This window comes from Prevotella sp. oral taxon 317 str. F0108, assembly GCF_000162415.1.
Lineage (GTDB): Bacteria > Bacteroidota > Bacteroidia > Bacteroidales > Bacteroidaceae > Prevotella > Prevotella conceptionensis.
The window spans coordinates 51,090-64,480 of the sequence record NZ_GG740075.1 but is presented as its reverse complement, the minus strand read 5'-3'; the positions used below and the strand labels follow the sequence as shown (position 1 = coordinate 64,480).

Annotated in this window: 10 protein-coding genes; 3 read left to right on the top strand and 7 right to left on the bottom strand. The window is 49.9% G+C overall.

All coding sequences use genetic code 11. The features are described from left to right. Positions 1 to 164: 164 nt before the first annotated feature. Positions 165 to 755 (bottom strand): hypothetical protein, encoded by a 591-nt coding sequence (locus HMPREF0670_RS11650; RefSeq protein WP_009231355.1) that lies wholly within the window; start codon positions 753 to 755, stop codon positions 165 to 167. Between the two features lie 403 nt (positions 756 to 1,158). Between HMPREF0670_RS11650 and HMPREF0670_RS11645 the strand changes: the two genes are divergently transcribed. Next, complete coding sequence (locus HMPREF0670_RS11645) at positions 1,159 to 2,964, top strand: alpha-amylase family glycosyl hydrolase (protein WP_044078226.1); 1,806 nt, start codon at positions 1,159 to 1,161, stop codon at positions 2,962 to 2,964. Positions 2,965 to 3,293: 329 nt separating this feature from the next. Here HMPREF0670_RS11645 and rodA read toward each other — a convergent pair whose 3' ends face one another. The 6 genes from rodA to HMPREF0670_RS11615 all read right to left on the bottom strand — a co-directional run bounded on the left by rodA (position 3,294) and on the right by HMPREF0670_RS11615 (position 10,059). Further along, the gene (gene rodA / locus HMPREF0670_RS11640; RefSeq protein WP_044078225.1) at positions 3,294 to 4,766 is read right to left on the bottom strand and encodes a rod shape-determining protein RodA; all 1,473 of its coding nucleotides are present in this window, start codon (positions 4,764 to 4,766) and stop codon (positions 3,294 to 3,296) included. Then, positions 4,747 to 6,597 (bottom strand): penicillin-binding protein 2, encoded by a 1,851-nt coding sequence (gene mrdA / locus HMPREF0670_RS11635; protein WP_009231352.1) that lies wholly within the window; start codon positions 6,595 to 6,597, stop codon positions 4,747 to 4,749. Before mrdA ends, rodA begins: the two co-directional genes overlap by 20 nt. Before the next feature lie 14 nt (positions 6,598 to 6,611). Continuing rightward, a complete protein-coding gene (gene mreD, locus HMPREF0670_RS11630) occupies positions 6,612 to 7,112 on the bottom strand; it encodes a rod shape-determining protein MreD (RefSeq protein WP_009231351.1) in 501 nt (166 codons plus the stop codon). A 138-nt stretch (positions 7,113 to 7,250) separates the two neighbouring features. Continuing rightward, positions 7,251 to 8,114, bottom strand: a complete 864-nt coding sequence (mreC, locus tag HMPREF0670_RS11625) for a rod shape-determining protein MreC (protein WP_009231350.1) — start codon at positions 8,112 to 8,114, stop codon at positions 7,251 to 7,253. Between the two features lie 4 nt (positions 8,115 to 8,118). Further along, positions 8,119 to 9,141 (bottom strand): rod shape-determining protein, encoded by a 1,023-nt coding sequence (locus tag HMPREF0670_RS11620; RefSeq protein ID WP_009231349.1) that lies wholly within the window; start codon positions 9,139 to 9,141, stop codon positions 8,119 to 8,121. A gap of 315 nt (positions 9,142 to 9,456) precedes the next feature. Beyond that, positions 9,457 to 10,059 (bottom strand): IMP cyclohydrolase, encoded by a 603-nt coding sequence (locus HMPREF0670_RS11615; RefSeq protein WP_044078224.1) that lies wholly within the window; start codon positions 10,057 to 10,059, stop codon positions 9,457 to 9,459. Positions 10,060 to 11,470: 1,411 nt separating this feature from the next. On the opposite strand from HMPREF0670_RS11615, the gene HMPREF0670_RS11605 reads away from it, so the two are divergent. Beyond that, a complete protein-coding gene (locus tag HMPREF0670_RS11605; protein WP_009231346.1) occupies positions 11,471 to 12,718 on the top strand; it encodes a 3-phosphoshikimate 1-carboxyvinyltransferase in 1,248 nt (415 codons plus the stop codon). Positions 12,719 to 12,721: 3 nt separating this feature from the next. Continuing rightward, positions 12,722 to 13,120, top strand: a complete 399-nt coding sequence (locus tag HMPREF0670_RS11600) for a hypothetical protein (protein WP_009231345.1) — start codon at positions 12,722 to 12,724, stop codon at positions 13,118 to 13,120. The last annotated feature ends 271 nt before the right edge of the window (positions 13,121 to 13,391 follow it).

Here is a 13,391-nt window from a genome sequence, read left to right as displayed (position 1 = left end):
GTTTGGTTTCATGGGGTCTCCTTTCTCTGTTTAATATTATCTAATGTACGACAATGCCGTTTATAGAGAGGCTATATCCTACTGCAACTTAAACACCGTTTTATGCCAGACGGCCGCCTTTTGTTAAGCCACGAACTAATGGCAAAACAGACAAGCGTTGCTGGCTACCAACTGGCAATCTGCTTAATCAGCACGTCCACGCTCTTTTGATAACTCTTGGGATAGATTAAAGCCAACACTTCCAAATGCGTAACCATACCTCCCTCTGTGGGCTTACACTTCGCATAAAATATGCGCCCATCGTTGGTAAAGCCCGAAAACACGCCTTTGCCCCTAGGGTAATAAGTGATTTTCTTCATCTTAACCTTGTTGATGAGCTGCTGCCCCTCATTTGGAAAGTTATCGTCTATCACCGCCCATGCACCAAGCAAGCAGTATCCCAGCATCACCTTGCGCCAACTATATGTGTTATAAAGGGTAGGAATGTCGTCGTCGAACACTTCGCGAGCGACAAAAAAGCTGGGATAAGTAAAGCCCAAGCCTGATTTCTTCCACTTCGCCTTGTCCATTTTCGCAGCAAACTGAGCCACGTCCGAACCATTAGACTGCTGCGCGGAGGCCGAGAAAGAGCCTGCAACGAAAAGCATTACGAAGAATAAGGCTAGCTTTAACAGACCTTGCCCCACTCTTTTTTTCGCCACTTCACCATCATTCGCCGCCTTTGTGCAGCTTGTTAAGCGTATATTCTGTTTCATTGCATATAAGTTTGATAAGTAAAATGTCTGTTCAAGCCCACTATTTGCAAAGTTACATTTTTTATTTTACATACCTAATAAACGTGTTAGATTTGTTTTCGTAATACCATAAAAAGGAGAGAATTGTTGAGTTTTCGAGTTGTAAGCGTACAAGTCTGCTATTATTTTCAACCTGCAAACACGCACTTAGCCACTCATTCGCACACATGAGGTTGCAACGATAGGCAACAAAGCCCACAAACTTACACCCAAAGCCAAGCCATTGCAGCTCAACGCGAAGGCGAAGATACGCCCATTTGCGCAATCGGTTGCGCAAAAAGACCGCAACTTATCGCGCAATTGGCACATCATCATACGCAAATTATTACGAACTTAGCCCTCAGACAATCAATACTAAAAACTTATGAAAAAGCTCTTTACACTTTTAACAGCCTTGTTGCTAACGGTTTGCACCAAGGCTTTGGCCCAAGGATGGCCACAAAACTATGACGGCGTGATGCTCCAAGGATTTTATTGGGACAGCTACGACGACACCCATTGGACCACATTAGAGGCTCAGGCCACAGAGTTGTCGGCCGCCTTTAACCAAATATGGGTGCCGCAATCGGGCTATTGCAACACCACCCACATGCAAATGGGCTACCTGCCCATTTGGTGGTTCAACCATTTAAGCGCGTTCGGCACCGAAGCAGAATTGCGCCAAATGATTAAAACCTTTAAAAGTAAGGGGACAGGAATTATAGAAGACGTGGTGATTAACCACCGAGCAGGCAACACCAACTGGTGCGACTTCCCCACAGAGAAATGGAACGGCAAGACCATGACGTGGACTTTGGCCGACATCTGCGCCAACGACGACGGTGGGAACACGAAGGCAAACGGCTACAACGTAACGGGTGCGGCCGACACGGGCGACGATTTCGGGGGCGGACGCGACCTAGACCACACCCGACAGAACGTTCGCGACAACATCAAGGCCTATCTTTCGTTCCTGCTTACCGACTTAGGGTACGATGGTTTCAGGTACGACATGGTGAAAGGCTATGCCGCACACTACATAGGCGAGTACAATACGTCTGCCAATCCCAAGTTCTCGGTGGGCGAATATTGGGACGGAAATGTTCAAAAGGTGAAAGAATGGATTGAGGGAACGCGTGCGAACGGTGCCATACAAAGTGCCGCCTTCGACTTCCCCATGAAGTATGCCATCAACGATGCCTTCGGGCAAGGCAGTTGGAACAGACTTACCGATGCAACGCTTGCCGCCGACCAAGCTTATAGTCGTTACGCAGTTACCTTTGTAGACAATCACGATACGGGCCGCCCCAAAGAAAACGGCGGTGCCCAACTATATGCCAACGTATTGGCGGCCAACGCTTACATACTTACCATGCCGGGCACGCCATGCGTATTTCTGCGCCACTGGAAGATGTACAAGCAGTCGCTGAAACGCCTTATTGCCACACGCAAAGCCGTGGGACTAACCAACCAAAGCCAGATTGTTAAGGCAGAATCTGCTGCAAATGGGTTCGTATTGTGCACACAAGGTACTAAGGGTAAAGCCTTGTTGCTGCTGGGCGATGTGAACAACGCCCAAACAGCGGGCTACCAACTGGCCGTAGAAGGTCCAAAGTATAAGCTTTACGTAAGCGATGGCGTAGACCTCACCGACGTTAAAGCCATAAAGGGCGAGGATGCAGGCTTTAATGCACCCGATTTCTGCAAGGTTAAGAAAGGCGAAAGATGTGCTTTCTTCGAGGCTCCTGCCAACTGGAACAACACAATAACTTGCTGGCAATGGGACAAGGGCTATAATTACACGGGCAACCAGTGGCCTGGTGCTGCCTGCATAAAGGTTGGGACCACTGCAAATGGCACGCACGTGTGGAAGTGGACTTGGAATAACAGCAAACAAACAAGCTCTGCTGGCAACGAAGGAATTATTTTCAGCAACAACGGCTCGCCGCAAACGGCCGACCTGCCTTTTGAAAATGGCGGCTATTATACGGCTGAGGGGCTGCTAGGTGTTGTGAAACCCGTAACAACAGGCATCACATCGCCCTTACAAAACACACCATCGGCCAAGAGTTTGCCCGTATATACGATAGACGGAAAGGCATTGGGCCACACTGCCGACATAGATACCTCCCTGAAAACGCTGCCCAAAGGCATGTATATCATCGGTAAAAAGAAGTATGCGGTGAAGTAGACTGGCGCAAACCGCCCTATAATAGGCCTCATCTCCCCAGTCTTTCGTCAAGGGAGAGAAGGCGAGTGTCAACAAAGACACCTTGTTTGTAAGCAACAATGGGTGTGAAACGAAGTTTGTTCGCTTGAAATAAGCAAAGGCATTGCCTGCATATTTTGTCGTACAAAGGCCTTTGTAGGGCTGCTACAAACAAATTGTAGTGGCTCTACAACTCTTTTGTAGTGCCACTACAAGCCATCGGTAGCCGTGCTACAAGAGGCTTGTAGCAAACGGTAAGCAAGACTGGAAAAGCCTGCAAAGGCCATGTCTAGACACGAGACGAAATGGTTTTATTGCCTTCGCGACTTGTTGCGGCTGGCGTCTATTCGTAAAAAAATAAAGAGCAAAAGCGTAAATCCCCACAAGCTGGAACCGCCATAACTAAAAAACGGTAAGGGGATGCCGATAACGGGAGTAAGGCCCAAGACCATCCCCACATTGATGAAAAGGTGGAAGAGAAACACACTCAACACACAATAGCCATATATGCGACCGAACTTAAATGGTTGCCGTTCGGCCAACTTGATGAGCCGTAATATCAATGCAAGGAAAAGCAACAGCACGGCAGCCGAACCAACAAAGCCTTCTTCTTCGCCTACGGTGCAGAAAATAAAGTCGGTATCTTGCTCGGGAACGAACTTCAATTTGGTTTGTGTTCCATTTAGAAAGCCCTTTCCTTTGAGTCCACCCGACCCAATGGCTATCTCGCTTTGGTGCACGTTATAGCCAGCACCGGCAAGATCTTCTTCCAGTCCAAGCAACACGTTGATGCGCACACGCTGGTGAGGTTCCATCACTTCGTTAAGTACATAGTCTACCGAATAGAAGAACATCACCGAGCCAACGGCAAAGAGTGCCACGTAGAAATAGTTGCGAATGCGCGCGCTAAGCCAACGGTAAAGAAGCCAACACACCAGGGCGGCTGTCAACACAAGCTGCACGATGGTTACATCGAAAGCCACAATGTACTTAGACACGAGCAGACAGACACCCGTGAAGAGTATTCCGAGCGCAACAAGGCGCGTTGTTCGGCCGCGATCGTTGGTGTAGCTACGCACCATGCCAGCCGTAAACAGCTGAACAAGGAGCAAAACGATGAAACGTCCGAGCGACGTTGGCGTCTGCCAAAGCATTACTTCTTCGAAACGAACGCCCACAACGAAGTATACAACCATCGCCACGCCCGTGAAAAGGAAGCTGCCCGACATGCCTTCGCGATAGAACATGAGGAAGAACGAGACATAAACTAAGGCCGAACCCGTTTCTTTTTGTGCCACGATGAAAACCATCGGCAATACAACCACGAGGCAGGCAGAGGCGAAATCTTTCCAATTGTTCAGGGAAAAGCCGTAAGTACTCATCAGTTTGGCCACGGCCAAGGCAGTGGCAAACTTAGCAAACTCGGCTGGTTGCAGGCGCAATGGACCCAACACGAGCCACGAACGCGAACCCTTAATCTCGTGCGGATTAAAGATTGTGGCGAAGAGCAACAACAACATGGCACCGTAAATGACAAAGGCGAAGGTGTCGTAAAAGTGGTCGTCGAGGGTGAGCAGCACGAAACCAAGGCAGATGGACGTGCCAATCCACACGATTTGCATGCCCGAACGCGTGCCGAGACTAAATATATCGGTGTCGCCGTAGGTGTAGCTGGCACCGCAAACGCTCACCCATCCGAAGGTGAGTAGCGCCAGATAGATGCCAATCGTCCACCAATCCAACGACCCAAGCATGCTGGGTTGCCTATCTGTTGCTCGTGCCATACGCTATCCTTCTGCTTTGGTAAACACTTGCCTGCGCCTCAGAGAAGGGCGAAAGCTTTCCGTTGATGTACTGTTCCATCATGAGCGAGCCAATCGGCACGCCGTAAGTGGCGCCAAATCCGCCGTTCTCCACGTACACGGCAATGGCTATTTTGGGGTTGTCCATAGGCGCAAAGCCCATGAAAACGGAGTGGTCTTGACCGCGGTTTTGCGCAGTACCCGTCTTACCGCACACCAAATAGTCGGCCCTGTTGGCCGCATGGCAGGTACCGCCCACCACCGATGCGCGCATTCCTTGTACCACATATTCGTAAGCTTTGCGGCTGGCCTTGGTGTAATGCTTGCGCCGATAAAGCGTATCGAGCTGTTCGCCCTGCACCTTACGCACCACATGAGGCACGTAATAATAGCCGCGGTTGGCGATAGTTGCGCAAAGATTGGCTATTTGCAGGGGCGTCAGGTTCACCTCGCCCTGCCCAATGGAGATGGAGATGACGGTAAGTCCGTTCCACGAACCCTTGTATGCTTTGTCGTAAAAGGCGGCGTTGGGTATCAGTCCGCGCTTTTCGCCTGGCAAATCCACGCCAAGCTTATAGCCAAAGCCCATGCTCACCATGTAATCGCGCCATGTGTTCATGGCCTCTTGCACGTTGCGGTAACGTCGGCGGTTGCCAATCATGTGGAACAATCCCCAACAAAAATAGCTGTTGCACGAGGTACAAAGGGCTTGAACAAGGTTGGTGGGAGCCGCATGTGGGTGGCATCCCACGTGCAGACCGCGGTAATTAAAGCCGCGTGCGCAAGGATAGAGGGTGTGTTCGTCGATAATCCCCTCGGTCATGTAGGTTAGTCCTTGCGTGGTTTTGAATGTGGAACCCGGCGGATATTGGCCCATGATGGCACGATTGAGCAAAGGTTTCCACACGTCTTTCGAAAGTGCGAGGTGGTTTTTGCCCCTTTGTCGGCCCACCATGATGCGCGGGTCGTAGGTTGGCGACGACACCATGCAGAGCACTTCGCCCGTAGCGGGTTCGATAGCCACAATGCTGCCAATCTTTCCTTCGAGCAAACGCTCGCCAAGTTCTTGCAGCTTGATGTCAATTCCCAACGTCAGGTTCTTGCCGGCCACAGGTCGACGGTCGAACTTTCCATTCTGATAGTTTCCCTGAACACGCCCGTGGGCGTCGCGCAGAAGTATCTGTACGCCCTTTTCGCCACGAAGTTGTTCTTCATAGCTACGTTCTATGCCCAGTTTGCCGATGTAATCGCCCGGCTGATAATAGTCGGAGTTCTCCACATCGCTTTTCGAAACCTCGGCCACGTCGCCCAAAACGTGTGCGGCGTAGGGGTATTGGTATTGTCGGATGCTTCGTTTCTGAACGTAGAAACCTGGAAAACGGAATATCTTTTCTTGGAAAACGCTGAACTCTTTATCCGAAAGCTGACTCATAAACACCTGTTCGGTAAAGCGCGAATAGCCTGGATTTTTGTTGCGGTCCTTGATATCGTTCATGCGCTTGATGAAATATTCCTTGGTAATGCCCAAGGCATTGCAAAATTCCATCGTGTCTAGCCGTCCCTTTTCTTCGTTCATCACCACCATGATGTCGTATGCGGGTTGGTTATAAACAAGCAAACGCCCGTGCCTATCGGTGATGGCACCACGCGAAGGGTACTCAATCTTTTTGAGGAAAGCGTTACTGTCGGCGTTTTTCTTGTAGTCGTCGCTGAGCAATTGCAGCGTGAAAAGGCGGATAAGGTAGACCGTTACAATGAATATAGCCACCCCACCGATAACCAACCGCCTTTTGTCGAGTTCGAAATCTTTCACGCCCAGTTCCCCCCTTATCTACTTCTAAGGTTGTCTAGCACCATCACCAGCACCAAGGTTAGCAACGTGCTGCCGCCCACACAAAACAGCCATTGCATCCAATTAAAGAACGAGAAGGCCTCCAAAGAAAAGAAAACCAAGCAATAAGTGAAGACGATGATGAAGGCAAAGAACAGGTATCGCCCAAAGCCCAGCACCTTCATCGAGGGCACAAGGTCTTCGGCGCTTTCCCTTTGTAAGAAAAGTTCCAAGAGATAAGGCCGCAACAAGGCCACAAGCGTAAGCGATGAGGCTGCCACGCCGGGCGTATTAGAAAACATGTCTACGCCTAAGCCCATGGCGAATGCCCAAGCAAGCATACCCCACTTGGGGTAATTGCGCGGAAAGAGCAACACCATATATATATATAGCAAAGGGGTGGCGCTGTCGAAGAGGTGCACTTGGTTTAGCACCAGCACCTGCACCAACAGGAATACTAGGAACGTTCCTAATGTTTTCAATACGCCTACGGTCATGTTTGTTTTCTTTCTCTCTTCTTTATCGGCCTTTCGGCCTTGTTTTCTGTTTGTTTTCCGAAAGTGGTGGAAGTTGGCACTTATAACTCCGTTGCAAGCAGCGGTCCACTGTTTTTGGCCATAAGATGAAGGTGTCGCCTATTCGCGTTTCACTTTAAGCGAGTCTTGCACGGCGCGCATCATCTCCAACCTTTCTTCCATACCGGCATTGTCTATCACGCATACGTCGCGCAGCTTGCCGAAATCGGTCGACAGCCTTACCTGCAATCGGTAAGACAAGCCATTGGGCGAATTAAACACATGAAGTATCTTGCCAACAAGCACACCTGGCGGAAAGATAGACGAATAACCGCTGGTAACTACGTCTAGCCCCAGCTTAAATCGCGCATGTCGCGGCACGTCGTCTACGTATGCAATGCCTGGGTCGCCCCCGTTCCAATGCAAATAGCCGAAATAGCCCCGGTCCTTAATCATACAACTGACGTTAGAATGCGAGTTAAGCAGGGGTATCACCACCGAATAGTTGCGCGAAACGAGGTAGACCACGCCTACAACGCCCGTTCCACAGGCCACGCCCATGTCTTTCTTAATGCCATGAGCCCAGCCTTTGTCGATGGTGATAAAGTTGTCATTCCTGTCTAACGAGTTACTCACCACCCTTGCGGGGTAAAGTTTGAAACCACTCAGCGCCATTTTCTGCGTCTGCACCACGTCAAGGCTGTCGTGTTTGGCCCTGGTTAGCATTTCTTGCATGGCCGACACCTGCTGCTCAAGCTCCAAGTTGCGTTGTGTAAGCTCCTTGTTAACCTGCGTAAGCGAGAAGAATGTCTCTACCCACGAGTTGGCCTCATACACTTTCCCAGCCACTTCGTTGGCCGACGAAAACCACACGCTGCCCTGATAGCTGTTGTATTGGAACAGCAACACCATGCTTGTCACCTCAAGAGCGAGGAAAACAAACCAGTGGTTGTAACGCGCTATAAATGCAAAGAGGTTGCGCATGCCCCTATCTCATGAGGAAAGAGAACCGCTCAACGTTCTTCAAAGCGATGCCGGCACCCTTTGCCACGCTGTGCAATGGGTCTTCGGCGATGTGGAATGGGATGCTAATCTTCTCTTGCAAACGGCGATCTAGTCCGCGCAGCAAGGCACCACCACCTGTAAGATAGATGCCGTTCTTCACGATGTCGGCGTACAATTCGGGCGGCGTGTTCTCCAAAGCCGACAGCACGGCGTTCTCTATCTTGGCGATGGTCTTGTCCAAGCAGTGTGCAATTTCTTGATAGCACACGGGTACTTCCATCGGCAGTGCCGTTATTCGGTTTGGTCCGTGCACTACGTAGTCTTCTGGTGCCTCCTCTCCGAGGTCGGTTAGGGCCGAGCCCACGTGTATCTTGATACGTTCGGCCATACGCTCGCTCACCTTAACGTTGTGTTGGCGGCTCATGTACTCTTGTATTTCTGCGGTAAGGTCGTCGCCTGCCACGCGTATAGAGTTGTTCGAAACGATACCTCCCAGCGAAATAACAGCAATCTCGGTAGAGCCACCTCCGATGTCAACAATCATGTTGCCTTCGGGTGCCTCAACGTCGATGCCTATGCCGATGGCAGCCGCCATAGGTTCGAAGATAAGGTACACGTCGCGGCCGTCGGCATGTTCTGCCGAGTCGCGCACGGCACGCAACTCCACTTCGGTACTTCCCGAGGGGACACCAATGACCATTCTTAACGAAGGCGAGAACAAGCGGCTGCCCGTATGAACCATCTTTATCAGTCCGCGCATCATCTGCTCGCAAGCAGTAAAGTCGGCGATAACGCCATCGCGCAGCGGCCTTACGGTGCGTATGTTCTCGTGCGTTTTCTCATACATCAGCTTCGCACGTTCGCCAACGGCAATCATTTTGTCCGTTCGGCGGTCGAGCGCAACGACCGAAGGCTCGTCTACCACAATCTTGTCATCACTGATAATGATGGTATTGGCCGTTCCAAGGTCCATCGCAATCTCTTGCATGAAAGAAAAAAATCCCATGTCTTCTTTGTTTTTCGATTGTTGAACAGGCTCAACAAACAAGCGTTCCCCATGCCAAGCTGCCCGTCATGATTGGCCTTGCCCAGCGTTTTGTCGTCTTGCGTGTTGTCTGTCCGTTATTTATTAACTTTTATTTCTCGTTTTTATCGCGTCCGAACCGCCTGTGTTTTGGTTCGCCTGTGCGAAGATTTGTACTTCTTGTTTGCCTTTGCCGAACGTGCTGTACCTCTTCATGTTCGGCCATTGCTTGCGTTGGTTTTGCAGGCAGTTTGCTTGTTGGCTATATTGCCACAGGGCGTGCCGACAGGCTTTCGGTTAGGCGTTGTTAGCCTCAAACCAAGCGTGTATGGCCGTGTCGTAGTGGCTGCTCACGCCGAAAGCGCGTGTGGCGAACGCCTTACGCTGTGCCAAAGTGGTGTTGGCACCGCTGGCTTTCAGTATGTCGAGCAGCATGCCATATTCGTTTTTGCTCGGCACAATCACCACATCGTTGAAGTTTTTTGCGCCAGCCCTGATGAGCGAGATACCTCCGATGTCTATTTTCTCAATGATATCGGACTGATTTGCCCCGCTGGCCACGGTTTCTTCAAAGGGGTATAGGTCTACGATAACCAAGTCGATGGGGTTGATGTCGTATTGTTCCATCTGCGCTTTGTCGGCATGGTTGTCGCGACGGGCAAGGATTCCGCCGAACACTTTGGGGTGAAGTGTCTTCACCCTGCCGCCCAATATCGAAGGGTAAGCGGTTAAGTCTTCCACCGCACCACACTCGTAGCCCAGCTCTTCGATAAACTGGCGTGTGCCTCCAGTAGACAGGAACTTTACACCTTCATCGTTTAATTTGGCAAGCAACTCGTTCAAGCCGTCCTTATGGAATACGGACACGAGTGCCGTCCTAATCTTTTTTGTCTCAGTCATAAACCTATTTGAGTTGTGATATTTGAGTTGCAAAGTTACGAAAAACATCGAAGAGTAGACCAATCGTTTGCCTAAAAAACACATTATATATATTAAAAAAGATAAGTTTCTTAGTTTTTGAGTTTCTAAGCGTGCGTTTTTTATCATAAACAAGCCGCCTAACAGAGAAAGGTGAAAAGGTGAAAAGGTGAAAGGGTGAAAAGATGGCTGCGCCTACAAACTTGTCAACTCGCTAACTTGTCAACCCGTTAACTCGTGAACTCGTGAACTTGTTAATTGAAAAGATGGCTGCGCCTACCGATGAACGAACAAAACTAGTTGGGCCAGTACAACTAGAAAGCTAGTAAACCTAGAACAACTAGTAAACCTAGGACAACTAGTAAACCCAGGACAGCTAGTAAACCCAAGACAACTAGTAAACCTAGAACAACTAGTAAACCTAGAACAACTAGCAAACCCAGAAAAACCAGTAAATCAAGAAAGGCCAGCCCCGCAAGCTTACCAAGCCAAATGCCTATTGGCTTGCCAACTTGCCAACTCGCAGACTCGCACTTTGTCCACTTTTCAGCAAATAATTTAACACTAAAAGCACCCATTTTATCCACCAACCGCCACCCACGTTGCAAAAAATCGATTCTCGCGGAGGTTTATTTCGATGCTAAAAGGGGTTGGATTGCGAATGCTGCAAAATGAATTATTATTCCAAAAGAACCGACATTTGCCCCCATTTTGGGCCATTTACGGCAAAAGGTAGTGCGTTTTGGTGCTAAATGCAGTGCAATATGCCGCTAAACGCAGTGCGTTTTGGTGCTAAATGCAGTGCGTTTTGGTGCTAAACGCAAGGCAAAATGCTGCTAAATGCAGTGCAAAATACGGCAAAACGCGAGAAGAAAAGCATAAAAATACACCGCAACGGTATATTCAAACCCCTCTCGAACCATGAAAAACATGACTGAAAAGGGCAAAACAACCGCTTATAAGTGGCATTTTTGTAGCTAAAAGCAGGTTTTCGGGAGTGAAAAAATCGCGAGCCGGCAACAATCTAGAAAGCCAAAATGATGCTAAATGCAGGCGTCATACGCAAAAATGGACAAAGAGATGGGTCGAAGAACGCATAAATTGTGGCTATTTAGCTGCTTATAGGCCATTATTTTCGCTAGAACAGCATGCCAAACAAAGCCTGTTTTGTAAAATATAACCAACACTTTTAACAAAGAAAACATCGCAGCAAAAAGACAGGCAAAACAGCACCAAGCGGCATACTTCTTACAAATGGAACACCATTTATGCGTTAACGACAACAAACAGCTATAAATAAATGCCCACACAACAAAAAATTAACTACCCACACTTGTCAATCACGATAATAATGCTTAAATTTGCAATAACCTAATCGCACATTTATTTATATATGCAATATTCAATCGTTGCCCCAGAAAAGCTAAGGGTGGTGGTTACGCTGCCTGCCTCGAAAAGCATAAGCAACAGGGCGCTCATTATGCACGCCCTGTCGGGTAGCTCAATGCTGCCACAAAACCTATCGAACTGCGACGACACGCGCGTGATGGTGCGTGCGCTCTCGGACATGCCAAAGAACATCGACGTTCGCGCAGCAGGTACGGCCATGCGGTTTATGGCCGCTTTCCTAAGCTGCCAAAAGGGAGAACACACCCTAACCGGCACACAGCGCATGCGACAACGGCCGATAAAGCCGCTGGTTGACGCGCTTAGATACGTGGGCGCAGACATAGAATACGAGGCAAAAGAGGGCTACCCACCCATCCGCATCTACGGAAAGCCGTTAGAAGGCGGTCGAGTGGAGATGCCGGGGGGTATCAGTTCGCAGTTTATCTCGGCCATCCTCATGATTGCCCCCACGCTGAAAAAAGGCCTAGACCTGAAAATGACGGGCCAAATAGCATCGCGACCCTACATAGACCTCACGCTGTGCATGATGCGCGAATACGGGGCGAAGGCAGATTGGACAGACATCAACGCCATCAGCGTGAAACCCGGACAGTACAAAGCGCGGCAATACACCATTGAAAGCGATTGGAGTGCGGCATCCTACTGGTACGAAATGGTTGCACTGAGCAACGATCCCGATACCATCGTAGAGCTGGAAGGATTGAGCGAAAACTCAAAACAAGGCGACTCGGTGGTGCGCCACATCTTCTCGTTGCTGGGCGTAAAGACCGTTTTCTCTAAGCATCCTGCTGGGCAACTGACGAAAGTGACCCTGAAAAAGCTGCGCACAAGACTGCCCAAGCTGGAATACGACTTCGTAAACTCGCCCGACTTGGCGCAAACGCTCGTGGTTACCTGTGCCATGATGGGCGTTCCCTTCCACTTCAAAGGGCTATCGAGCCTGCGAATAAAGGAAACCGACCGCATCGAGGCGTTGAAGAAAGAAATGGCCAAGCTTGGTATTGTGCTGCGCGAAATGGCCGAAGGCGAGTTGGCGTGGGACGGAATGCGCTGTCGCCCGTCAGACGAACCCATCGACACATACGAAGATCACCGCATGGCTTTGGCCTTTGCGCCCGTGGCCTTCGTTAACAAAGAAATAAAAATAAACCAACCTGGCGTGGTGAGCAAGTCGTATCCGCAATTTTGGAGCGACCTTCGCCAGTCGGGATTTGAAATAAACGAAATATAAACAATGCACATACTACTGTTGGCCTTGCTGGGCTTAGCAATCTTTGCGGCCGTGTTGGGACTGCTCTCGCGCAACAAAAACGCGAGCGAGCCTGGCGTGGTAAAGGCCGACACCGCATCGTGTGCCACCTGTTCGGGCGAAGACGAACGGTGCGAACACGATTGCATGTTGGAGGCGGCAGTGCGCGATGTGGAATATTACGACGACGAAGAGTTGGACAAATACCGCGGAAGAGACTCGGCCGACTATACCGACAGCGAGGCCGAAGAGTTTGCCGAGGTGTTCTATACCATGCGCCCAAGCGACGTGCAAGGCTGGAACAGAAGTCTGATACTGCGACAAATAAACCTGCCCAACCAACTGAAAGACGAGGTGATAATGGTCATCAACGATGCAAGGTAGGCCTAACCGCCTCGCCCGCGCCACGCCTCAGCATTCTTTTGCCTAAGCGTGCGCTGCCTTATGGCGTGCCTAAGCCCCCAAAAAGGTGAAAAAGCAGGAGCAAGAAAGCTAAATGGCAAGGACAAGAAAGGCAAAAAGGCAAGGGCAAGAAAATGTAAAAATACGAGGCCAAAGCCATGCAACAACCCTTCGCCTGCAAGACAAGGCGGCCATGTAGGGTGATGATGTCAATAAAGATTTGTATGCAACAATCCTTTCGCCTGCAAGGCAA

What these genes read in the sequence shown, in the direction of transcription:
- HMPREF0670_RS11620 (WP_009231349.1), bottom strand. Translation starts at nt 9,141, where the DNA reads ATGGGATTTTTTTCTTTCATGCAAGAGATTGCGATGGACCTTGGAACG.
- HMPREF0670_RS11605 (WP_009231346.1), top strand. Translation starts at nt 11,471, where the DNA reads ATGCAATATTCAATCGTTGCCCCAGAAAAGCTAAGGGTGGTGGTTACG.
- HMPREF0670_RS11645 (WP_044078226.1), top strand. Translation starts at nt 1,159, where the DNA reads ATGAAAAAGCTCTTTACACTTTTAACAGCCTTGTTGCTAACGGTTTGC.
- mreD (WP_009231351.1), bottom strand. Translation starts at nt 7,112, where the DNA reads ATGACCGTAGGCGTATTGAAAACATTAGGAACGTTCCTAGTATTCCTG.
- HMPREF0670_RS11615 (WP_044078224.1), bottom strand. Translation starts at nt 10,059, where the DNA reads ATGACTGAGACAAAAAAGATTAGGACGGCACTCGTGTCCGTATTCCAT.
- rodA (WP_044078225.1), bottom strand. Translation starts at nt 4,766, where the DNA reads ATGGCACGAGCAACAGATAGGCAACCCAGCATGCTTGGGTCGTTGGAT.
- HMPREF0670_RS11600 (WP_009231345.1), top strand. Translation starts at nt 12,722, where the DNA reads ATGCACATACTACTGTTGGCCTTGCTGGGCTTAGCAATCTTTGCGGCC.
- HMPREF0670_RS11650 (WP_009231355.1), bottom strand. Translation starts at nt 755, where the DNA reads ATGAAACAGAATATACGCTTAACAAGCTGCACAAAGGCGGCGAATGAT.
- mreC (WP_009231350.1), bottom strand. Translation starts at nt 8,114, where the DNA reads ATGCGCAACCTCTTTGCATTTATAGCGCGTTACAACCACTGGTTTGTT.